General features: G+C 41.4%; 18 protein-coding genes. 3 read left to right on the top strand and 15 right to left on the bottom strand.

What is annotated here, in order from left to right; translation table 11 throughout:
- Positions 1-99 precede the first annotated feature (99 nt).
- Positions 100-1,245, top strand: a complete 1,146-nt coding sequence (locus FGG15_RS02890; RefSeq protein WP_138833023.1) for a serine hydrolase domain-containing protein — start codon at positions 100-102, stop codon at positions 1,243-1,245.
- A 25-nt stretch (positions 1,246-1,270) separates the two neighbouring features.
- Here FGG15_RS02890 and FGG15_RS02895 read toward each other — a convergent pair whose 3' ends face one another.
- The 3 genes from FGG15_RS02895 to FGG15_RS02905 all read right to left on the bottom strand — a co-directional run bounded on the left by FGG15_RS02895 (position 1,271) and on the right by FGG15_RS02905 (position 5,493).
- Positions 1,271-2,392 carry a TlpA disulfide reductase family protein gene (locus FGG15_RS02895; protein WP_138833025.1) on the bottom strand — a complete coding sequence of 374 codons (1,122 nt, stop codon included), beginning with the start codon at positions 2,390-2,392 and terminating at the stop codon, positions 1,271-1,273.
- Positions 2,393-2,632: 240 nt separating this feature from the next.
- Entirely contained in the window at positions 2,633-4,144 is a 1,512-nt protein-coding gene (locus FGG15_RS02900; protein ID WP_138833027.1) for a PQQ-dependent sugar dehydrogenase, read from the bottom strand.
- 335 nt (positions 4,145-4,479) lie between these two features.
- Positions 4,480-5,493 carry a hypothetical protein gene (locus FGG15_RS02905; protein ID WP_138833029.1) on the bottom strand — a complete coding sequence of 338 codons (1,014 nt, stop codon included), beginning with the start codon at positions 5,491-5,493 and terminating at the stop codon, positions 4,480-4,482.
- A gap of 261 nt (positions 5,494-5,754) precedes the next feature.
- Between FGG15_RS02905 and FGG15_RS02910 the strand changes: the two genes are divergently transcribed.
- Positions 5,755-6,528, top strand: a complete 774-nt coding sequence (locus tag FGG15_RS02910; protein WP_138833031.1) for a 3-keto-disaccharide hydrolase — start codon at positions 5,755-5,757, stop codon at positions 6,526-6,528.
- A 7-nt stretch (positions 6,529-6,535) separates the two neighbouring features.
- On the opposite strand, the gene FGG15_RS02915 is transcribed toward FGG15_RS02910, so the two are convergent.
- The 11 genes from FGG15_RS02915 to FGG15_RS02965 all read right to left on the bottom strand — a co-directional run bounded on the left by FGG15_RS02915 (position 6,536) and on the right by FGG15_RS02965 (position 20,888).
- Complete coding sequence (locus tag FGG15_RS02915) at positions 6,536-7,234, bottom strand: galactosamine-6-phosphate isomerase (protein ID WP_138833033.1); 699 nt, start codon at positions 7,232-7,234, stop codon at positions 6,536-6,538.
- Positions 7,221-9,026: a sodium:solute symporter family protein gene (locus tag FGG15_RS02920; protein WP_138833035.1), complete on the bottom strand. Its 1,806-nt coding sequence runs from the start codon at positions 9,024-9,026 to the stop codon at positions 7,221-7,223. Before FGG15_RS02920 ends, FGG15_RS02915 begins: the two co-directional genes overlap by 14 nt.
- A gap of 34 nt (positions 9,027-9,060) precedes the next feature.
- A complete protein-coding gene (locus FGG15_RS02925) occupies positions 9,061-10,434 on the bottom strand; it encodes a family 4 glycosyl hydrolase (RefSeq protein WP_138833037.1) in 1,374 nt (457 codons plus the stop codon).
- Between the two features lie 280 nt (positions 10,435-10,714).
- Positions 10,715-11,608 carry an ACP S-malonyltransferase gene (gene fabD, locus FGG15_RS02930; RefSeq protein ID WP_138833039.1) on the bottom strand — a complete coding sequence of 298 codons (894 nt, stop codon included), beginning with the start codon at positions 11,606-11,608 and terminating at the stop codon, positions 10,715-10,717.
- 176 nt (positions 11,609-11,784) lie between these two features.
- Positions 11,785-13,989: a carbohydrate binding family 9 domain-containing protein gene (locus tag FGG15_RS02935; protein ID WP_237561733.1), complete on the bottom strand. Its 2,205-nt coding sequence runs from the start codon at positions 13,987-13,989 to the stop codon at positions 11,785-11,787.
- Between the two features lie 130 nt (positions 13,990-14,119).
- The gene (locus FGG15_RS02940) at positions 14,120-16,522 is read right to left on the bottom strand and encodes an ABC transporter permease (protein ID WP_138833041.1); all 2,403 of its coding nucleotides are present in this window, start codon (positions 16,520-16,522) and stop codon (positions 14,120-14,122) included.
- A gap of 285 nt (positions 16,523-16,807) precedes the next feature.
- Positions 16,808-17,560 (bottom strand): LytR/AlgR family response regulator transcription factor, encoded by a 753-nt coding sequence (locus tag FGG15_RS02945; protein ID WP_138833043.1) that lies wholly within the window; start codon positions 17,558-17,560, stop codon positions 16,808-16,810.
- A complete protein-coding gene (locus FGG15_RS02950) occupies positions 17,541-18,629 on the bottom strand; it encodes a sensor histidine kinase (protein WP_138833045.1) in 1,089 nt (362 codons plus the stop codon). Before FGG15_RS02950 ends, FGG15_RS02945 begins: the two co-directional genes overlap by 20 nt.
- Positions 18,630-18,641: 12 nt before the next feature.
- Positions 18,642-19,442 (bottom strand): hypothetical protein, encoded by an 801-nt coding sequence (locus FGG15_RS02955; RefSeq protein WP_138833047.1) that lies wholly within the window; start codon positions 19,440-19,442, stop codon positions 18,642-18,644.
- The gene (locus tag FGG15_RS02960; protein ID WP_138833049.1) at positions 19,439-19,861 is read right to left on the bottom strand and encodes an ABA4-like family protein; all 423 of its coding nucleotides are present in this window, start codon (positions 19,859-19,861) and stop codon (positions 19,439-19,441) included. The genes FGG15_RS02955 and FGG15_RS02960 overlap by 4 nt, the downstream gene beginning before the upstream one ends.
- A gap of 196 nt (positions 19,862-20,057) precedes the next feature.
- Complete coding sequence (locus FGG15_RS02965) at positions 20,058-20,888, bottom strand: dienelactone hydrolase family protein (protein WP_138833051.1); 831 nt, start codon at positions 20,886-20,888, stop codon at positions 20,058-20,060.
- Positions 20,889-21,188: 300 nt separating this feature from the next.
- Here FGG15_RS02965 and FGG15_RS02970 point away from each other — a divergent pair, with 300 nt between their 5' ends.
- On the top strand, positions 21,189-23,249 hold the full coding sequence (locus FGG15_RS02970; protein WP_138833053.1) for a DUF3857 domain-containing transglutaminase family protein: 2,061 nt from the start codon (positions 21,189-21,191) through the stop codon (positions 23,247-23,249).
- A gap of 74 nt (positions 23,250-23,323) precedes the next feature.
- On the opposite strand, the gene FGG15_RS02975 is transcribed toward FGG15_RS02970, so the two are convergent.
- The gene (locus tag FGG15_RS02975) at positions 23,324-24,460 is read right to left on the bottom strand and encodes a TlpA disulfide reductase family protein (protein ID WP_138833055.1); all 1,137 of its coding nucleotides are present in this window, start codon (positions 24,458-24,460) and stop codon (positions 23,324-23,326) included.
- Between the last annotated feature and the right edge of the window lie 5 nt (positions 24,461-24,465).

Consider the following 24,465-nt stretch of genomic DNA (forward strand, 5'->3'; position numbering starts at 1 on the left):
CGGCGGCAAAATGTATAACTCTTCATGGCACAAAATTTGTTAAGTTAAGAGTGGGCAACTCCAATGTTTTATGTCCTCTAACCAAGGTAACCCAAGTGCATGCGACACTTTTTTACAAATTCGGTTTTTCTTCTGTGCCTTGCCTTGATTTTATGGCGATGCAGCAAGGACCATGAGCTACCCGAAACCATTACTCAGGGTTCGTTAACTTCCTTAATTGAACAGGAACGGAAACGGGAAAATGCCCCGGCCATAGCTGCGGTCATAGTAAAGGATGGCAAAGTGGTCTGGGAAAATTTTTCTGGATACAAAACCCTCAATACTACGGAGGGTCCAGATGAAAATACCGCCTTTATTCTTGCCTCAGTTTCCAAAACTGTGGTCGCCGTTGCCGTGATACAACTGGTAGAGCAAGGACTTTTGGAGCTCGATGTAGATGTAAACACCTATATCCCTTTCGCTCTTCGTAATCCGAATTTCCCCAGTACCCCTATTACAACTAGGATGTTGCTTACCCATACCTCCAGCCTATCATGGCCTACCAATGAGGAAGACCCTAATTTCAACAACACCTTTGAGTCTGCCGATGCCCCAGGCATTTATCCTTGGCTACGCGACTACCTCACTCCCAACAATCCAAATTTTCAACCCAATAGCTGGCAAAACAATGCCCCCGGGACTTCTTATCAGTATAGCAATATAGGAGCTGCTGTTTTGGGCTACCTGGTCCAAATCATAAGCGGACAGGAATTTCACAGCTATTGCAAGGAACATATTTTCACACCTTTGCAAATGCATAACTCCGCATTTAAAATTGCAGACCTTTCCCCTACCACGGATTTTGCCTCCTTGTATTTTGAAGGGCAGCTCATACCACAATATTCTGCGCCTCACTACCCGGCATTTGCCTTAAGAAGTACTACCGCAGATATGGCCAACTTCATGATAGCTATGCTTAATGGAGGTACTTTCGAAGAAGCTCGGGTTTTAGAAGAAGCAACAGTACAACAAATGCTAACCATTAAAGTTCCAGACAAAAATGTTGGATTTCTTTGGACAGTACTCAGCGGAAAATGGATTGGTCATATTGGAGAATATTGGGGGGTGTCTTCCAGCATGGACATTTATAGGGAGAAAGAACTAGGCGTGTTTATTGTAAGCAACGACTCGCACATAGAGTCTATTTATCCAGAAGGAAAGATATATAGATACATTCATAAGTACGCTGAACAACTTTTGGACTAGTTCCAAGTTGGTGTTTTTCAATACATCAGTTGGATGCAATCCTTTCTAAAATGGATTCAAAAAAACCTTCATTATATCCTTCAATTTTATCTATGATTATACCGTTTTGGTCAATTAAAAATGACTTTGGCAGGGCTTGAACACTGTACAATTTTGCAATGCTGTCATTTTTATTTCCCGCTGCCCATATATTGGTCCATTTAATACCATCTTCTTTAGAAGCCTTCTCCCAGACCTTTTTATCCTTATCGATTGAAAAACTAACAATTTTCAATTCCTTTGGAATCGTTTTAAAATTTTTACTGAAAAACCTGTTTTCTAAGCGACAAGGTTTGCAACCTCGACTCCAAAAACTCAGATAAATGTAATTTCCTTTTAGGGAGGATAGATTTATTGGCTCGCCAGTCATCGAAATACCTTTAAAATCAGCAAACATGTCTCCTTCTTTTAACTCAATTTCGTTGCCCTTAACATATTTGTCCAAGGCCAATGCATCTGGTAGATTTTGGTGTATAGGGTCAAGTTTAGATATGACTTTTTCAAGTGTATCTTTAGGTATGAATTTTCTGTTTCTGTACAGTAGTTCCAAGGTGAAATAAGAATTGGGATTTTTTACAATAAAACCTCTCATTAGCTCCTTTGATTTGGAAACATTTTCTTCATACCTACGGACAAGTTCACTTTTGTGAAGCTCATCTGTGAACAAGTTTTTGGAAAGACTATCTCCAATTTTCAAATACTCAGTGTTATATTTTCCATTGAGGTCCCACATTTTATTTTTGAGATTCTGTTCGGGACCACCGGTTACCTTTTTCTGAAAATAGATATCTGAGTAGGTTGATTCAAAGCTTATTTCAGTATTTTCAATAATTAGGTCGGAATACTTGTTCTGGTCGGGAATGATCAAGACACAGTGGGTCGGACGGTCTATTTTTCCTTTCATGATAAATTCATCGTTCTTGACCATGGCAGAATCTATGTTGGATTGCAATTCCATACTGAATAAATAGATTTTTGTGTCTTGGGGAGTGCCCTCAATATGACCTGTTAATCTGTAACCTTTACTTTCACTATCCCCACCGCAACCATATACAGAGAGCATCAGGACTACCATCAATTTAGGAATGAGAATTTTACCATTTGCCATATTGCGTTGATTTTGGTTGAAGAATTTTGTTAACCGTTGTTGAACAACGACCTAATGGTCAATTAGTTTTGACAGCTAACATTTACTACCAAAGACGGTTAAAAAAAGACAATGTGACAATAACCCAATTATGGAATTGTAATTTGGAATCAATGATTATTAACATACCTGTTGGAAAGCACTCAAACCGGTCAATTCTGTAACGTAAACACGACATGCAACTTCAAACAAAGAGGGGTACTATTGCTCCGGTACCAGACGTATAAGTCTACCTGGGCCTTCTACTACAATATACAGATACCCGTCTATGCCCATCTGTGCGTCCCGAACCCTGCCAATTCCATTCAATAGTTCTTCATGGCCAACCACCTCGTTGCCATTCATTTGCAAACGATGAAGGTATTCGAACTTGAGCGAGCTGACGAAGAGGTCATTTTTCCAATTCCCATAAAAATCACTGGACACAAAAGTCATTCCGCAGGGCGCAATGGAAGGGGTCCAGTAATGTACGGGCTGTTCCATTCCAGCCAGTTCAGTAAGGTCTGTAAATGTGGTGCCATCATAATTGATACCGTAGGAAATAACCGGCCACCCATTGTTTTCTCCGGCTTCCAAAATATTGATTTCATCGCCTCCTTGTGGCCCATGCTCGCCTTCCCACAATGCTCCGGTTTCTGGATGCAGACCCATCCCCTGGGGATTACGTGTACCATAAGTAAAAATAGAAGTAACAGCTCCCGATGTATTATAAAAAGGGTTGTCGGTAGGTATTTGACCATCGTCATGAATACGGTGTATTTTTCCATGGGCATTGCCCAATTCCTGTGGGTAAGCATCCCTATTTCCTCGATCACCAACCGAAACATATAGGTAACCATTGTTATCAAATACCAGTCTTGAGCCATAATGGTGAGAACTATTGAGATACGGAAGTGCCGTAAATATGTTCTCCACATCAACCAAATTATTACCTTCTAGCCTACCTCTCGCCACTGCAGTGGTCCGTTCGGATGCATTAGCCGGATTGATTCGGGAATAGGACAGATACACCAATGCGTTGTTTTCAAAATCCGGATGTATCAGCACATCCAATAGTCCACCTTGCCCTTCTGAAGCAACAGCTGGGACACCGGAAACTTCTGTCAATTGCTTATCATTATTGACCAAAAACAGTCCTCCCCCACGCTCGGTCACCAAAATTTCACCATTGGGTAATTGTTCTATTCCCCAAGGAATACCGGGAATCTCATCGGTTAGGGTTTCCAGTCGGAAGGTGAGATTATCGGACGAAATCAAGCCGGACAAATCGGGGTTCTCCTCCTCTAACATGGCTTTGGTTTTTCCATCAATTTCGGTAAGTATATAGTTGGTCAAATCCTCAATTGCTTGTGCCCCTAATGCGGTCCCGTATGCTGGCATACCATTGGCTGCATACCCATCCGTTATAGAAGTAATGATCTCTTCCTGGGAACTGCCGTAGCTCCACTCGCGTTCCACAAAGGAGCCCAGGTCTTGTCCATGGCAACCTCCACAGTGATTGCTATAATTGAGGGCAGTATCTCCTAAGTCAACAACTTCATCGTCTGTACCAATTTCTTCTTCCGGTACCACGGGTTCCAACGAGTTGTTACAGCTTAACAGTATCGATAAAAGAAACAACGATGCAAATTGGGTTGTTGTCTTTAACCCTTTGCAGATGTCCTTTAATTTGAAAGTTAGGTCAGATAAGCGATTTGAGGTGATTGGGGCCATAATTATCCATTTAAATGGGTGATGAAAATCTATAGCTTGAATTACCAAAGACAGGGCTAATTTATAGTGTCCTAGTAATTAGCGCATTAACGTTACATTATATGTAACGACGTTTATTGGCAAAAAGTATTGGGGAGCATGTGATAGGATATTATGAATCAGCAGATTACTAGCAAGTGCCAAAGTTTGGACAAGACCATTTTATGTTCCACATTCTACCCATGATACCTATTCAGATATTGAAAGGCAACATCGTTATCAATTTTAAATGGAACTTAAGTAGGAGGTTATAAATATCTGAGCCAATCATAAAAGGGAGAATACTTAGATGAGGACTAATCATTTACGGCATTGGTTCCATTTTCGGTGGATTTCTTTGAACCAAATTCGAGAAAATTATAGCCAATCGCTAAAGAAAACCATGGTCGCCCTTGATAAACCCATTCCTTTCCTAAATCCCCAGTTGCTTTATCCCATCCCGCCACAACGCCTATCTGGAAATCCTTAAGCTTCACTAATGAGCCAACGGAAAAATTGAACGCCACAACCTGATTTTCTCCAGTAATCGTTGATTCATCAATTGTATTATTTTGATTTACTCCAACTGCTCCAACACCTGCACTTATAAACAGCGGTATCCAATGTGTGTCTTCATATCTTTTAATCCTAACTCGACCCCCGAAAAATCCTCCTAAAGATATTTCAGGTGTTAATCTTAAAGGTTCCTCATTTATTGAAGGCCTTAGTTTAAATGGCACTGAGAGTTGTGCTCCATAAATAAGCTTAAGCCCATAATTTCCAAAGCCAATGTTATATCGTTTTAAAATAATTTTTTCAGCAATATGCTTGTTAAATTCAGCAACGGTAATGGCAAAATATTTGTTAGCATCCTCCCTATCAATTTTCTTATCGTTTATTGGAACCCACTGCGCTCTCGTTTTATCTCGGTTTGAAAAGAGTTTATAGGTATCATCAATCTTTTTGCCATATATTTTGAAAGTCCTGTCTGCAGCTAACTTGGTAATCTTTGATTCTTCAACCTCTTCCCCATAAGTAAAGCTCCCTAATTTAAGCAGGTAGTAATCTACCGACACTTCCTTCTCTTTCATGGAATCGTATTGATCTTTAACTTTTAACTTAACCGTGTGAAGTCCAACCTTATTAAACAGATACTCCTCTGCGTAATAGGTATTTCCATCCAGCTCACCTTTTTCCTTGTCAAATCCCTTGAAATAAACCAACCCGTTTACTTTGTAGGTAAAACCGTCTTCTCCTGGGAGATAGTTTTGTGCTTGTAAATTAGTAAAGCAGATGAATAATATAAATGGTATGTAAACTTGCTTTTTCATTCTCTGAATATTTAGTTGAATTATTTATTCTTGAGACCATCTTCTAATATTCCCATTTATCTTGTGGGTTTAACTATTTGGATGTGTGTAAATTAAATGACATATCCCTAGCTATGGAATACCCGTTAGTAGGTATTTTTTGGGATGAGGTTTTTGAAAAATTTTCTGCCCCACTTTGGATACTCTTGAACAAAAACAAAAAAGTGGGATTTTGTGAACAAGGATCTTTCTCGGAATTCATACATTTAGAAAAACAAAAAAATGACTCGCAACACATTTAAAGTTTTCCTACTTTCCCTACTCTTCTTAGCTTCTTGCAAGACCGATAAAAAAGCAGAAGATTCTACATGGCGGACAAAAAAATTGGCTACTGAAAACCAAGTGCACAATCAATTGTTGGATGTGGAAAAAGAACAGGGGTGGGCATTGCTTTTTGATGGTAAAACCTTGGATGGCTGGCATCTTTACCATAAAGCTGATTCCACCCAATATTCGGCCTGGGAAGTGCGTGATGGCAATCTTTTTTGCAATGCCACGGATGAAACCAAAGTCTTTGGGGATTTGGTAACCGATAAGGCATACGAAAACTACGAATTGGTATTTGACTGGCAAATGGCCCTACGGGGGAACGGAGGGGTATTTATCAATGTTCAAGAAACGCCTGATTATGCTGCCACTTATCAGACTGGACCAGAATACCAATTGTTGGAACCTGCACATATGGATACCAAAACTCCCAATAAAAGACCGGGTTGTTTATGGAGTTTATCCCCCCAGATAAATGAGGTGGAAGCCAATCCTGTAGGACAGTGGAACACCGCCAGAATTGTGCAACAAGATGGGAAATTCGAGTTTTATCTCAATGGAAAACTCACAGCCCAAGAAGATTTAACCTCTCAGGATTGGAAAAACAAAATTGCGGAATCGGGATTTAAGAATGCACCTGGGTTTGGTAAAGCCACTAGCGGGAAGATTGCACTTCAAAACTGGTATTTTGAGGCTTGGTTTCGCAATATGAAGATTCGAGAGCTTTAAATCGGGTTTAATCAGCTACCAAGCAATCCACATTGTTGTGTTTCCAAAGAAAACTGGCCGGACAACTTGAGTTTACCTTTTTGGAAAAAAATTGATTTTTGGCTCCTTCTTTGCCTTTACCAGAGACTAGGAGAATAATCCGTTTGGACGCAAGAATATCCTCCATGCCCAATGTTATTCCTTTGATGGGCTTTTGGCTTGACCCCTTAAGCATTGAATGTTGCCGGGATTCCAATGTTAAATCAGCAATATGACAGTGGGGTTGCATAACAGACGCTGGCTCATTTAGACCTAAGTGTCCATTCCTCCCCAATCCCAAAATACATAAATCAATAGGTCCTTGATCACCCAATAAGGCTTGTATACGTGAACATTCTTCTTCTAAGTTTTTTGCCCATGGATCAAATGCAAAGTACTGCTTGCTTGAGATTTCCAAAGGCTTCAGCAGTTGTTCTTGCAAGTATGCATGACAAGTACCATCCAGAGAGGGCAAACCAATCCATTCATCTAGGGGAATGATACGTAACTGAGCAAACTGTCCTGGGTTTTTCTTCGCTTCCAGCGCCAGTCCCTGATATAAAGGCAGTGGGGAGTTTCCTGTAGCTGCGCACAAAAGAAGCTTCGGATGATTAGTGAGTTCATCCAAAACCAAGGAAGTGGCTTGCTGCCCCATTTTTTTGATATCACAGAATTTATGAATTCGCATCAACTTCTTGTGTTTTGGTGGATGCTACAAATTTTAAAGTGAGCCAACCGCAAATTGCACCAACCAACAGTAATATGAATGCGTTTCCATACCTCCCTAATACTGCATGCCCAACGCTGAATAGAATACTGTTCAAGAAAACAACACCAAAAAGAAAACCCAGCCAGACACCTTTAGAAGAACTTTTGTCCACCAAATTGGGCAGTTGTTTGGCAATGGGTCCCCACCACCCTTTGGGTCGTACTTTGGTATAAAAATGCAATAATGTGGCATTATCTACGGGTTTGGTAATAAAGGTGACTACAATACTAATGGCCGTACATAGCACCAAGAGTACAGTTGCGCGTATCAGGGCCACATCTTCATGATACCAACCGTTTACCATTTCCAATGCCGAATCACCTACCCATCCCCAACTATGGATCCATTTAATCCATAAAAACCCATTAGCGAGAATCAAAGCGGATAGCATACTGGCAATTTCTGACCATGCATTGATTCGCCACCAAAACCAACGCAACATCAAGATTATGGCAATTCCTGACACAATCTCTATGATATATATCCAGGCACCTGCTATGCTGTCCATCTGCCAAGCTGCTACTGCGGAAAGTGCCAATAAAAGCACAATGCTGATACGTGACACCAATAAATAGTGTTTGTCATTTCCATCTGAATGGATAAAACGTTTGTAAATATCATTGACCATATAGGAACCTCCCCAGCACAGATGTGTATCCACCGTGCTCATAAAAGCTGCCATAAAAGCTGCGACCAACAATCCCCGGAGTCCAACAGGTAGAACTTCATTGATCATCATGGGATAGGCCAACTCAGGGTCCGCCAGCAATGCTTCGGACGCCTCTGAAATGGGAAGTATAACTATAGAGCCCAGACCTACAACTATCCACGGCCAAGTAAGAATTACAACCCCTGCCACCGCAAACCAAAGTGAAGCCTTAATGGCATGTTTTTCGTCCTTTGCAGAGAATAAACGCTGTACAATATAACCATCCCCTTGTGCCTGCCCCAACCACAGGACCCCAATCAAACAAACGAAGGCGATCATCTCTGTAAGTCCAATATGCGACAAATCAGGAAGCATATCCATTACTCCCGCCGGTGCATCTGCCCGAGCAGCGGTTTGTTCAGCCAATTCCGTTGGCCCTCCAATTTGGATCAAAACCAGAATGGCCAGAATTATGGTGCTAACGGTTCCTGCTGAGAAATGCAGCATATCCAAAATAACCACTCCTTTGATTCCTGAGCTCAAGGTATGTAAAAGGGCAAATGCCAATGTGATTCCCAAGGCAAATTCCGCGCTCCATCCTAACATGATGTTGGAAAATTTCAGCATGGCCAGCATGATCCATCCAAGGGAAATACAGTTTTTAAAAATGCCAAAGAAGGCCGCAGTGAAACCTCTTAAAATGGATGCAGATGTACCACTGTATCGGAGTTCAATCATCTCAGCATCCGTCAATATCTCTGATCTACGCCAATATTTGGCATAGAAAAACACCATCATCATAATTCCGGTTCCAAGGTACCACCAGAGCCAATTCCCATAAATACCTTTACTTCTGACGAGCGCTGTTACGGCTAAGGGAGCATCCGTAGCAAACCAAGTCGCTGCAATTGATGTGCCCAGTAACCACCATGGAAGATTCCTACCTGCCACAAAGAAGTCTGTGATATTCTTTGAATTGTGCTTGACCACAAAAACGCCGATACCAATGCTTAACAGCAAGTATCCAGCAATGACGGCCCAGTCCAACAGTGCTAAGCCCATCTAATTTTCACGGTATTTACATAGTTCATTTGGATCAATTGATTTCTGGCAAAACTTCTTTTTGCAATGCCAACATTTCGTTGCACATGTCAACCGCATTTCGGTACGAGTTAACCGTTGGTTCCAAAAGAATGGCTTGAAGAAGTTTATCCTTGGATTTTTCTTGATAAGCCTCCACCAAAAGCTGATGGATACTGGCATGTAGACGTATGGTTGCCGCAATCCCTTCCGGAATTGGTTCCATAGGTACAAGCTTAATCCCAGAGGCATCAACATAAGCCGGAGCTTCCACTACCAATTCATCGGGCAAATTGGGAATGGCACCTCTATTGGGCATATTGACGGCTTCAAGCCACTGCTTTTTATCTGAAATTATAGATTCCATGATGAGTGTGGCTATTTCCCCAGAACTTTTAAAACTGCCATCCTCGTTTTCCAACTGTATTTCTTCGGTGGAGCCTACCGGTAGTAACTTCTTACTCCAATCCTTGGTCCATTCCCGTTCATAATCCACACGATCTACAGTATACACACCTTCAGGAATTTGATTGTTTTCCCATGGATGCCCTTCGGCGGGGTCGTAGAAAAATTGCAGTTGGGGAATCACAAATTCCTCTGCCCATCTAAGGTATTCGCCATAATGATTGGAAGCCGGAGAAGGCCATTGCCCAAATCTGCGAAACAATATTCTTCCCAAAGCGATTTCGTGCCACTGTGCCAACCAGTCCCCTTGTTGTTCAATTTCTGTGAGTTTAGGATACAAATCCTCTCCGCTTGATTTTTGTTTGACCTCTTGGAACCATGTAAAATGGTTAATTCCGCAGGCCTTGGTTTGCAGGTCTTCCAAGGGAATATCAAGTAATTGGGATAATTGTTCCCTCCCCATAAACACGCCATGGCAAAGACCAACGGTTTGGATGGAGGTCAGTCGCGTTACGGCCTCGCATATTTTGTGTTCTGGATTGGAAAAGTTTAACAAGGTAGCATTGGGACAAAGTTTTTCCATGCTGTGGGCCAGTTCCATGATTACTTTAATATTTCGCAACGCATGAAAGAGTGACCCCACTCCCCCATTTTCGCCATACACTTGCTTAAATCCATACTTCCGAGGTACATGAAAGTCTTGGGACCAGTACACATTTCTATCTTTCTCCAGGGCACAGATGACAAAATGGGCATCCTTTATAGCTGCATCCCTATCTGTTGTAGCTATAATTTTTACGTTCCGGGAGAGTTTTTGACTGACATAGGTTCCATGTTCAACGACATGATCCAAATGTGAACGCTCAATGTCCATCAAATGAATTTCAAGGTCATTTGCAGTAAGTACATCACTCATCAGAATATCTTGGACAATGATGGGTCCAAACTGTATACTTCCTGCACCTATATAAGTAATTTTGATCATACCAGTTGGTTTTATATCGCTTGCAATTGATTACTATAATATTACGCCATATAAATTTACCTAAAGAAAAAGAACATGCTAATTACATACCCATTGTATGTCGATGAAGCCATTGGCATAATCTACCCAAAACGAAAGTTTAACGTTTCTGCCTAATGAGACATCCTTGCCAAACCAAGATTTTTAATAATTGGAAAGATCTGTTTTATTGACAACAACCAAAGTCAAATAGCAGTACTGCAAATAAAAATTAAGAAGAATAGCTGAGGTAAGCAGAAATTTAAAGGACAGGTTCCTGTTTGGCCCTAGTGTTTATTTTGACCTTCTTATCAATTTGCTGAACAAGGCCACTCAAAAATTTGCCAGGCCCAATTTCTGTAAATTCGGTGGCGCCATCTTCTATCATGTGCAGGATGCCATGTCTCCACATAACTGGAGAAGTAAGTTGATCAATTAAGTTTTTCTTTATTTCCACTACTCCGCTCACAGGACGACCGGCAATATTCTGATAGACTGGACAAATGGGTTCCTTAAACTGCGTTCTTTCAATGGCTTGGGTAAATTCATCCACTGCAGGTTCCATAAATGGGGAATGAAATGCACCATTAACGGTCAGTTTGACTACTCTCTCCGCGCCATGTCTTAATTTTTGACTTGCTTCATCCAAGGCCTTCATTTCACCTGAGATCACTACCTGGTGCAGTGTGTTGTAATTTGCTGGTACCACAATGCCATCCACTTGTTTACATACGTTGTTAACGATCACATCAAAAAGACCCACAACCACAACCATACCGGTATTCTTGAGGTTGCATAACGATTGCATTGCGGAAGCTCGGGCGCTAATAAGCTTTATGGCAGACTCAAAATCTAATGCTGATGCTGCTGCCAAAGCGGAAATCTCACCAAGGGAATGACCCGCCACCATATCAGGCTGAAATTTGTCCCCAAGGATTTTGGTCTGGATATAGGAATGTAGAAAAATTGCAGGTTGGGCATGTTTTGTTTGCTTCAAATCTTTAGTAGACCCATAAAACATAACATCTGTAATGGAATAGCCCAAAAGTTCATTGGCGCGTTCGAAGTAATCCCTCGCCAAAGATGAACTCTCGTACAACTCTTTTCCCATACCGGGAAATTGCGTTCCTTGTCCTGGAAATAAATATGTGTGCATGGATTCAATTAGTTCCTACAAGATTGAAGATACTAGTCAAAATTGGAAATATATTCGATAAATGTCTGATAAACATGTTGTAACGAAGCCTCTTCCGAAATAGAATCCATCCCTATCCTAAAATATAGGATTGGTAAATCTGCCGTATAAGGAAATAAAAACCTGGAACAGAACATTCACCAATTAAACCAATGGGTGAATTTTAGTGTTAGCGACCAACTCTTACCTATAAGGGGATCCAGCAATTGGGTATTGGTATATACCAAGAACAGGTCTGACGCCGGTTTGTAGCGCCATTGAAACCTTGAATTCAGATTAAAATTTCTGGATTGTTCGTTATACTGAAACAAAGTCGCAAAGAACAAAGTGTTCGTAAACGTGACATCCACCTCTGAACCAATCAGCCAAAATTCGGTATCGTTCCAGGGTGCCGGTAAGCTGATATGATTATAACTTAGGTTCGCATTAAGGCTCACATGGGGTTGAAAACGATACCCCAATTCCCCATTAAGGTTGATGCGCCTTCCATCCAGATAATAACCTCCAAAATAGCCTCCAGCAGTATAGGTGAACATACTTTGCGGTTTGGAACCGTAGTCAAACCGAACGGCATTCCAGCTATGCTTGGTTCCTGTTGCTAAGGAATCTTTGCCTGACCGTGTGGGGTCAAACGGTGCCAGCAGTTCTACATATTCGTTTACAAATCCAACTTCAAAACTACTACGGTTTCGAAAACTCAGCAAGTATTCCAGTTCGGTAAAATTATCGGTGCGCTCCCATTTTTGATTGAGGAAATAGCTGCTATTGATTTTTGGGCCATGACTCACAAGTTTACCTACATCATTCTTTGGAAAAAAAGTATGGCCTAAAAAAGCGTTTACATTGATAAAATCTTTCCGAGGAACAAACCCAACTTCAGCCGTATAATTTTCCCCAACCGATTGCTCTTGCATGCCCCAGTTCCAGGTACGACTTTTATATTCCAAATGTGCGGCCTGGGTAATGCCGTTTCCATTCACCCGGCTGGGGGCAAAAGATTTCAGCATGAAGGCCTTCCCAGTCCAAAGATTATTGGAAGATGCCAAATTATATTCCACTCCTAAATTCCGATTGAATTTGGGAAACAATGTCCGCAAGGAATCTTCTTCGTGTGGATAGCGGAGCGATTCTTTGTCCACAATAAGAAACCCAAGGCTGGATCGGCTGAACATTTTACGTTGTAAAGAAACCACTGCAAAATTTTGACTGGGGCGACCTTCTTCGTCTACCTTTGCGGTCTGCATATCCATAACACCCAAACGCCATTTTTCGTTTAAGTTTCCGCTCAATCTAGCACCTGCCCTAATGGGAACCCCCAACCCGATACGCCTTGAGAAAAATGGACGAATTGTTGGGTATCCAAAATTGGCAAACAAATCTGCGTTTTCCAGGAAAAATTGGCGTCGTTCAGGAAAAAACAATTCAAAGCGGTCCAAATTGGTGACTTGACGGTCCACTTCCACTTGTGAAAAATCAGGATTTACGGTCAGGTCTAGATTTAAGGAAGAACTTAGACTAATCTTTACGTCACCCCCTACCCTTTTTTCAAATTCGTCTGCCTGATCAAAATCTTGAACCACCTCTCCCAGCACATACGGAATTACCGAAATGTTGGTTTTTGGAGCAGGTGGAGGCGCATCCCATACCAACACGCCGGTATAGGCCAGGGAGGCCGTAGGAAATTGCCTTGGTATTGGAGTCCAGCTGGATTTTTCGCTGGATTTTAAATCCAGCCTGCTAAAATTAATGCCCCATTCGGTAACGCCGTCTTCATAGCGAATGGACTTAAATGGAATGGCCATTTCCACCACCCATTTATCTGGATCCTGCTTTACTTTGGAGATCCATTTGGTGTCCCAATTCAAATCCACGCTACCTCCACCAAACATGGTTCCGTCCCACTGCGCTCCTGCGGCATTAGATCCAAAGGAAAAACCAGTGGTTTGATTGTTAAAGGGATCCATGAACAACAAAAAATTATCATTCTTTCCGAAGGAAAAATCCCTTCTAAGCGATTCCACAAAATACCTGCCATGTACGCTGTTAAAAAATGTGGCGGCCAGATAAATGTTCTTGTCGTCGTAAGTCATACGAATCTCGGAAGGCTCATTGGCCTTTCCAGTATCCATGGGCAATACCATAAAGAAGTCATCCGCAACATCGGCCTCTTGCCAAGCGTGCTCATCCACTATGCCATCTATTACGATTGGCTGTGTTGTTTTGCGAATATGATATCGGAAATCTGCGTTCTTTTTTTGGGCGTAAACTTGATTAACAAAGAACAACACAAAAAAATAGACGGCCATAGCCCGTAGAAAGAAATAATTGTTTTTGGTTCCCATGGTTGATAAAGCATGAAATTAGGGCTTTCAAAAGCTAATCCCACTATATTTTATCTGAATGACAGCACAGGGAACCTAAAAGACACAAGCTCTTCCTATTTTTGAGCCATGAAGTGCTTAATGCTCTTAATTAGTCATCTCTCAGTGCTTTGACCGGATTCATGGTTGCTGCTTGAAAGCTTTTCCATCCGATGGTTCCAAGAGCAATTAACAAGGTGGCACATGCCGCCAAAACAAAAAGCCACCAAGGTATTTCTATCCGATAGGCAAAGCCTTCCAGCCATTTTCGCATTAGATAATAACCCAATGGGAAGGCTATTAAGAATGAGATTAATACCAATTTGGAAAAATCTTTGGAGAGCATCATAACAATTTCCATTACTGATGAACCGAGAACTTTTCGTATTCCAATTTCCTTAAATCGTTGTTCTGCAGTAAAGGTAACCAGCCCCAATAAACCTAAACAGGCAACCAAAATGGTCAAAAGTGCAAAGACATTTAGTACAGTTCCCATTTTTTGTTCCCTTACATAGGTCTGCCGATAGGAATCATCCAACAAAGTATATCCAAATGGTTCGCTACTCCCGAAGTCGTTCCAAAGCGAGTTGGCATCGGCGATAAGGCCAGACATGTCAGAAGATTTTGCTTTGATGATTAATCCACCATAAGGTGCATACATTAAGAACAATGGATCTATAGGTTGGTGTAAGGACTTAAAATGAAAATCTTTAACCACACCAATAACCGTTCTTGTGTTGTTGTTGCCCTCGGTTATAGATTTACCCAATGGATTTTCTCCAAGACCCAGTACTTTCACGGCGGTTTCATTAACAATCAGGTTTATTGAATCCGCACCGAACTCCTTGGAAAAATTTCGTCCTGATACCAACTCCATGCCCATTGTGGGAATGTAGTTCTCATCTATATTGTAAACAGGCATTCTCCTCACGAATTGGCCATCGTTTGAGATCAGTGTCTGACTATTATCCGAATCTCCGGCTGGGGTAAAAGCGGATTGTGTAATAGATGCTATTTTAGGGTTTTTCAGCAATTCATTTTTGAAGGCCGTCTGATCATTGCCAAGAAGATACGCTTCCCGTATCACCAGCAATTGATCTCTCTCATATCCAATATCCTTATTTTGGATATACTGCATTTGTTGGTTGACTACCAAGGTTGCCAAAATCAATCCAGCAGAAATGATAAATTGAAATACGACCAAACCGCTTCGCACACCTCTGTTGTAACTGCTTCCGAAGAACTTGTTCTTTAGTGCCTCGATAGGTTTGAACGAGGACAAAAAGAAAGCTGGATAACTCCCCGCCAACAAACTAACAAAAATTGTTAAGAGCAAAAGGGAGGCAAGAACCATAGGCTGCCCTAGGAAAGTAAGTTCCAGTTCCTTACCTGAGAGTTCATTGTAATAAGGTAGCGATAAGAACACCAAAATAGCGGCCAGAAACATCGCAAACAGGGTGGCAATAAAAGATTCCGCCAAAAATTGATAGAGCAATTGATTCTTATTGGAGCCCAAAACTTTGCGTATTCCTACTTCCTTGGCTCTTTTTGCTGCAGTAGCTGTTGATAAGTTCATGAAATTGATACAGGCAATCAGCAGCATAAAGAGGGCAATTGCACTAAATATATAAACGTACTTTATATCTCCGCCCTGCTCCAGTCGATCATCTATGGCATTATCTGAATAGAGATGGATATCCAACAACGGGAACAATTTAAACCCCAGTCGATTTTCCTTGATGAACTCTTCATAGGGCATGCCCATCACCTCCTGCATGTTGGGACCCATGTACTTTTCCAAAATATGGGGCATTTTGGTCTCCAAGTTCTTGTAATCAGCACCTTCCTTTAGAAGTAGATAGGTAAAGAAACTACCTTCAAACCAAGAGTCACTTTTTGCCTCGGCAAGCCCTTCCATTGAGGCAAAAATATCAAAATGAAAATGTGAATTTCTCGGTACTTCCTGAATGACACCTGTTACCCTAAAGGGTTGTTCATTTCCATTCAAATAGAAGGATTTACCAATGGCGTTTGAAGCTCCAAACAGCTTGAGGGCCTCGGCTTTGGTGATAACAGCGGTATAAGGTTCATTAAGCGGAGTTTTGTGGTCACCATCGATAATCGGAAGGGTAAAAACATCGAAAAAATTGGCATCGACAAATGCGAATTTGTCCTCACGAAACGATTGATTGTCCACAATGATCTTTGGGGTATGGTAATTTCTGATACGCGTGGCATCGACCACTTCAGGAAATTCCTGTTTTAAGGTCTCTCCTACAGGAGCCATTATAGAACCTTCCTTAATCTCTTCCCCACTGACCTTTGCCCTAAAGGCAACGGTTACAATTTCAGCCGCCTTTTCATTATAGCGATCGTAACTAAGTTCGTCGACCACAAAAAGTAGGATAACCAAACAAGAGGCGATTCCAAGGGCAAGTCCAACAATGTTAATAGAAAATATCCATTTATGTTTTATGCTATTTCTCCAGGCAATCTTTAGATAGTTCTTTATCATGGTATTCGTTTTTTGAAGTACAAGACCTTTCGATTAGGAGGTCAGGAAAAATTCCAATGGAATTCTACAATTGCCACCACTATATGCATGCCAAATTTACAACCCTCTGAATATCTGTTAATTACGATGTTTTTGATGATAAACCAACCCTCAAACTGTAAAAAATATTTACAAGAAGTGTCCATTATTTATACGGTAAAGAACACCTGTACCATTCAACTTTTCGGATACCCTGGATAAAAGTGGATCCAATCCAAGTTGGTTGCAAAAGTTGCATTTGGAGGTCTAACGGTTGAGCCAACTTTTAAAGTCATTGGTTTTGGGTCTGCTTACAATAAACTCTTGATCTCTGGCATTGGTAATTCCCAATTTCAATCTGTGGTTAAAATACCGTTCAATTTTTAAAATGGAGGGCTTTGCCACTATTTGGCTTCTATTGATTCGAAAGAACTGATTTGCATCCAAGGTTGGGTATAATTGATCCAAGGTTTCATCTATAATCACCCTTTTGTGGGCTGTTATCCCAAAGGTCACACTGTCTTCGGAGTATGCGTACAACAAATCGGAGATGCGAAGCTGTGTAAAGCCATCGCCCTCTTTTACCAAAATGCCTTCACGCTGGCTTCCCCTACTTATGTCTGCCAAAAAATTTTGAAGCTTCTCATGGCTAATGGTAAGTTCTTGCCTAGAACGCTTAAACTTATCCAAGGCCAGTTCCAAATCAGTTTGCTGTATGGGCTTTAACAAATAATCCACACTGTTCACCTTAAACGCTTGAATTGCATATTGATCAAAAGCCGTGGTGAATATGATGGGGCAAGGTACTTGTATGTTCTGGAAAATTTCAAAACTTAGGCCATCTGCAAGCTGAATATCCATAAACACTAGATCAGGAGCCTTGTTGTTTTGAAACCAGTCCACGCTTTCTTCCACGGTGTCCATGATTCCCAATAGGCTATAATCAAACGCCACAGTTTGTAACAAGTTCTGTAATTGGTTGGCCGCACGGGCCTCATCTTCAATGATCAGTATTTGCATGCGGATGTTTTTGAGCGTCATTCTTTAAAAGTGGTAATTTCACCTCAAAAAGGCCATTTGCTTTGGATATTACCACTTTTTGTTCCGATATAAGTGCATAACGTCGTTCAATGTTTTTCAACCCCAATTTGGTGGTTGGCAATTGAGTAGACTTGGGTTGTATTTTATTGCTTACTTTCAGTTTTCCATCGACAATAGCAACATGTATGAGCAATTGTTTGGCCTTTGAAACAACATTGTGTTTTACGGCATTTTCCAAAAGTAATTGTAAACTCATGGGAATGATCAACAGCTTTTTGGCTTCTTCGGAAACCTTCCAATCCATTTTGAGATTGTCACCAAAGCGTTCTTTTTGTATGTGAATATAGGCCTCCGCGAATTTTATTTCGTCCTTTAAAGGGATAAGGTTTGCATTCCCAGAATCCAATATAAACCGATATACTTCAGACAAGCGATTCACAAATACTTTCGCTTCCTCCTTAGTGTTTTGATCTATAATGTCACGAAGCGTGTTTAGCGTATTGAAAAAAAAATGGGGCTGTGCCTGATTCCGCAATGCGTCCAACTGTGCTTGCACAATGGCCTGTTTGGCTTGCTCCTCCTCTCTGATGGACTTCTTTAACCAAACATAGTAGTATATCGCTTCATATATGGCCATGGTCATGGTACTGATCAAAATAACGGGGACCACAATTCTTGACCGGACAGGATGATTGTAACTATCTCCAATTAAGGCACTCAATAAGGTACTGCCCACGTAGTCCACCGTTATCACGGTAACTACAATGGAAAGGAAAAACAAAGGGATTCGTTTTTTATTGTCCTTTAGACTCGGATATCTCTTGCGCAAAGCAATAAGAATGGTACGAATGATCAACCAATTGATTGTTGCGAATAGGAGGGAAATACTCCAATTTATGGTGGCTTCAACAAACGGCCACTTGCTGAACGAGCCACCGGAAAATATAAAATCCGTTACAAAACTTAGGAGTACAATACCTCCCAGCATGAACCATAGGTCGTTAAAGGCCAAGTATTTTATCCGATTTGCTCTGTTTAAAAGCCCCATTTAGTCATTGGTTTAAAGCCCTACCAAGGGCATACCATGTTTTGCTTGATAAAAGGTATATGCAATCCAAGAGGCATAGCATAATCCAAAAAGGATGACCACTAGATTTTTGGCCATTTTGGATGCATTCCATTTTCTGGTAACCGCTACTGCGAATAAAGGAATTATTTGAATGCCGTGCAATCCGAAAAAATGGGCTACACGTAAATCACCTGCAATGGTACTCCAATTAAGCAAAGGTAGACCCTCACCCCCATCAGCTACACCAACATTATGCGCCATTTGCCCTATCATCTGGCCACCAACCCAACTTCCAAACAACACTACCATCCAGCCTAATAATATGCCCCATTGCACTGGTCTGGGAACGTGCATCTTCAACCGGATGGTTTCCACGATATAAAAGACCATGGTGAGCACCACTATGCTTATCAGCAAGCCCATAATTCCAAATAGTATCCCATCCAATAGATTGGATTGGTTATAATGCGATTGCACCCCACGGGAAGCTTGACCGACCACAATAATAATCTCCAACAATAAAGGCCAGGAAACCAGATTGTTTATTCTATTTCGCTTTCTTCTGGAAAATGGATATAAGGTGGCCATATAACCAGTGGTGAGTACATATATCCCTCCAGAAATAGAGAATTTAAGAGGTTTGATCCACACATTGATTCCAACCAAAGTCCGGTCATCAATAAAAAAACCAACAATACAAACGGCCGCAAGGATAAAGTGGAACATCCCTATTGCGTACAAGATGGGACTGTGCTGTTTTATAGTACCGAGTACTTCTTTTACACTTTTCATGACCTTCCTAGTTTTATGGTTCGGAATAACATGAAGAGCAAAAAGCCCACGGGTCCAAGCATAAAGGTGGCAAAAAGACAGGGTGCCATCAATAGCTGATGAATTCCCAAATTTCGGTTTTGGTTCAGCATCCACATACCTACTAAAAGGTCAAAGGCCAAGTAATGCACCCAACCTGCCATTACTGCGTCTTCCTTAGTAAATAATGACATCACAGACGATAAACTTCCAAAATCCAAGCTACCACCCGTTTGTAGGTGCAAGATGATGTAGCACGCATATATTAAGGACAGCAGGATTGGAATTACCCGATAGTCTATCAAAAAGCGGGTCACCTTCCACTTGGGAAGAAAGATCATTAAAAGCCACATGGGCATTGCCATCATACCGGCGATCGAAAAAACTTCTGTTGTTGACATTGATGATTGGTTTTAGAGTTTTACACCCTCCAAAAATCAATAATCACCTAGGTTTGCCGAAGGTCTTTATGTTGTACCATCGCAATGGATGGTTGAATTGTCACCAACCAAAGTTTGAGGCTATCTTCAATAAAAAATGGGAAGCCTGTTTCGACAAGCTTCCCATTCCATATGCTGTATTGATAGGGTTCGGTTCCTAAAAAACCCGGTCCAGCAATTCTTGTAAACTGGCCCAAGACTTTTGGTCTGCCTCCACATTGTACTCCAAGGGCAACTGAAACTTTTCCCCATTGGCGTCCGCCTCCTTTGAGGTAAAACTATGTTTTACGCCTGGGTAAGAAATGTATTCGTACTTGGCCCCAATGGAATCCATGGCAGAGGTAAACGCCGTAATGGATTCAGCGCTAATAAACGGATCATCCGCTCCGTTGCACACCAGCACTTGCGCTTTTAGGTCCTTGGTAGGCATTACAGGAAGAGAAACTCCACTGTGAAAAGCAGCCACGGCATCAAGGTCGGCCCCACTATTGGCCATGGTCAAAGCCACACTTCCTCCAAAACAATATCCGATAGCGGCAATTTTTTCAGAATCTACGGATTCATGTTGCTTTAGTAGGGCAACAGCGGCATTAAATCGAGCTTTGGCCTCTGGCAAATTGCTCATGACACTCATAGCAAATTTTCCCGCATCATCTGGATGTTCAGCTTGTTTCCCATCCCCGTACATATCCACCGCCAATGCGGTGTATCCAAGTTCGGCAAGCATATCGGCCCGTTCCCGAACATAATCGTTATGACCCCACCATTCGTGTATAATAAGTATTCCAGGGCGTTTGTCCTTGTTATTCTCGTCAAAGGCAATATAACCTTTCAGGTTGGTAGAATCTGAAGCATAGGCAACTTCAGCCCCCTTTACTTTTACCGCAAGCGGTGTTGGCTCAGGAGTGCTTTCGGTTTTGGCTTTTTGCTTGCATGAAAAGCTAAGCAACAAGGCAACAAATAGAACGGAAGTGGATAGTGATTTCATCGTGAATTGTTTTTGATACTATAAATGTAGTGATTGCCTTTTTTGGGGGCAAATCAACCCTATTTGCAATGTTATATGCGTTAGATATGTGATTTGCTTCAATTGGTATTGCGATTAATAAGTTGATGATGGGCATCTTTTTCGTAGGATTGGCCAAATCTTGAATCTTTTCCTGTAAATATTTTGTGAATAGCCCTTAGGCAACAATTAAAGGCATTTTACCTAATAAATGTCAGTAAAATCTTCATAGTTTACTATTTTAGGCTGCCAAAAACAAAATCAACCCATACCAAATACCTTATGCGAAACGCCCTCATCCTACCCTTGCTGTTGCTTTTCTTCCATCTTGGCAATAGCCAAGTTTCCATTACCCCAGAACCCAGTTGGATTATTAAGGAAAAACATGATGCCAATGCACAAACCCCTGAAAATGGAGTAAGTGGAGGTACCCATGTTTTATTGTACACGGAACAGATACATATGGACCGAGAGGAAATCTACATTAAAAGTGTTTCCAAGGCAGTAGAATACAGCGGCATCCAAAACATTTCGAGTGTGGTGGCGGATTATGACCCCACCTATCAAAAACTGCGTTTTCATCGAATTGATGTGATTCGTAACGGAGAGGTGATCAATAGATTGAGGCAGGAAGATATCCAAACCGCTAGAAGGGAAACCAATGCCGAGAACTATATCTATGATGGAACCATTTCTGCCTTTTTCAATATTCCAGATGTCCGTAATGGGGATATTGTCCTCTACAGTTACAGCAAGAAAGGTTTCAACCCTATTCAAAAAGGAAAATTCTCCACTAGCTTTGTCCTGAATTCCACCCAACCCATAGATAAGATTTCGGCCCATGCCTTTAGCAAAGATCAGTTGCACTATCAGTTGATCAATACCGAGCTAGAGCCTATCCATAAGGTAAAGGCAGGTGTAAATCATTATGCTTGGACCCAGGAGGATGTACCGGCTATTCTGTTGGAAGAGCAAACTCCTTCATGGTACGTTCAAAATGCTACGGTTTTGGTTACCGAATACGACTCTTGGTCCGATGTGATTGCTTGGGGAAGGGATGTTTTTACTTTTGAAGAACCTTTGAGCAAGGAGCTTCAGGATGTTGTTTCCGAAATAAGAAACACCAATAAAAAAGAGGGCGATAGAATCCGAGCGGCTTTGGCCTTTGTACAGAATGAGGTGAGATATCTGGCCATTCACTCCGGTATTGGTGGCTATAAACCCAATCCACCCAACAAGGTCATGGAACAACGGTTTGGGGATTGTAAGGATAAAAGTGTACTGTTCTCCGCCATGCTGAACAATATGAGCATTGAGGCCTATCCGACTTTGGTGAACACTTCCTTAAGGAAGATACTCCCCACCTTGCCACCCTCTTCCAAGGTTTTTGATCACTGTATTGTAAAAGTGGTGGATCAAAACGGTTCCACATTGTGGTACGATCCCACCCTAACGGATCAAGCCGGTGCTTTTGACAATGTATACATGCCTGACTACCGCTATGGATTGGTCTTGGACCAGAACATGACAGCTATGGATACCATTTCAGATTTTAGAAACAACCTGGTGGAAACCTTTAGTACGTTTAGATTGGATGAAATGGGCAAAGGGGCTGAGCTTGAGGTTCGCACCAATTATTACGATGGCGAAGCGGATTTTATGAGAGCCATTTTCCGAAACAACAGCAATGATGTTATTGCAAAAGAACTAATGGCATTCTATACGGAAACATATGGCAGTACTTCTTCCTTGGCACCGCCAACTATTATTGATGATGCTGCGAAAAATCAGTTTGCCTTGTTGGAACGCTATAAATTGGATTCCATTTGGAGGCCGTCATTGGAAAATACCAACCATATTAATCTCTCCATCTACCCTACTAACCTGACCTCTGTACTTACCATGCCATCGCAATTGGAACGAACAACCCCGTTTGCCCTTTCATACCCTATGGTGCGTAAACAACATGTGAAAATCATGCTGCCAGAGTACATCAGGGCGCAAGCAGAATCTGTGACCATTAACTCAGATTACTTTTACTATGATTTTAGTTCGAATTACGATTCATCAGACAATATTCTGACCTTGGATTACTATTATAAAAATCAGGATGATCATGTACCCGCTTCAGGGTTTGACGCCTTTTATAAGGACATGGTTCAACTGGATCAACAAATAGGTTACTTTATTATCTCCAACAAAAGTGGTGAATCTTCTGTAGATTCCATTGCTTATAATTTGGGAACCCTAATTGGTTATGCCATGGCTGCATTGATTCCTATTGGATTGGTCGTATTGGTCATTGTTATCGTGATGAACCGCAAAAAGAAAAAGCAAGGTTAAACATATCCTGCTCTAGGCACTTGTGGATGTTGCCCCAACACAACAAAGGGAACACTTTTTCTTTTAGAATCCTGCTAATTGTTGGTATCGGCATCAAAAAAAGCCGTCAACTCATCAGAAAACGGAGCCTTGTCCTTGTCATACCCGAAAAACTCGGCTATCACAATTCCATTTTTATCAATCAAAAAACTATTGGGTATTCCCCTAACGCCATAGGTCATAGGGGCTTTCCCGGTAGTTCCTTTCAGGTCTGACATGTTTATCCAGGTAATATTGTCCTCATTGGAGGCAGCTTCCCAAGTCTTACGGTTTTTATCCAAGGAAAAGCTTACAATTTCAAGTCCTTGCTCCCTGTACTTTGTGTAGAGCTCTGCATACTGCTTGCTTTGCAAGCGGCATGGGCCGCATCCAGCTGCCCAGAAGTCCAGAATCGTGTACTCGTTTTGCGGAATAACTTGGGATAAATCCACAGTCTCACCCTTCAGGTTTTCCCCCGTCATAGACACCATCTTATCTCCTTCTTCTACAATTTTATCTATGGAAATGTAGTTTATTAACGCCAGTCCATTGGTGCTTTGCTTAAGTTCCTCGTCCAGTCCATCATAAATTTTCTTGAGCTCTGATTTGGAGAATTTATTGTTGACAAAGGTGAGCAGCTCTAAACTTATCAAGTTATTGGGCTTTTGACTTACAAATTGAATGGACATTGCCGTGGTAATACTATCAATTTCATGCATTTGTCTTCTCAACTCATCCCTATCTCCTACATTGGATCGAAGTGAATCCACAATTTTTTCCCGTTTCTTATCTAAATCCGCACGGGCAGATGAAAATTCCCAAGCCAGTTGGTGTAGTTTTGACCCTTCCACCTTGGCGTACCTAAAATCCTCGTAATTCCCTTTGATCGTTATCTCCGAATTGTCTATCCAGAAAAATAGATATTTAAATGAATCCGGATTAGCCGGATCGTATTTTGTTTTCAACACGTAACGACCCGGTTCATCTACTTTTCCTGACAGGCTAAACGCATTATTTATGACCAAGGTGCTATCAATTGTTTTTGCCAGCACCAAATCATCCAATAGTAGCATGGTGCTATCTTTAAATTGTGTCAATTGACCGTGAATCTCATAGCCAGGATCTATCTTGATTTTGGTTTTGTTGGAGCAGCCTAGGGCTAAAAGCGCTAGCAATAGAAATACAAATCTCATGTTTT

This window comes from Flagellimonas algicola, from assembly GCF_005937185.1.
GTDB classification, from domain to species: Bacteria; Bacteroidota; Bacteroidia; order Flavobacteriales; family Flavobacteriaceae; genus Flagellimonas; species Flagellimonas algicola.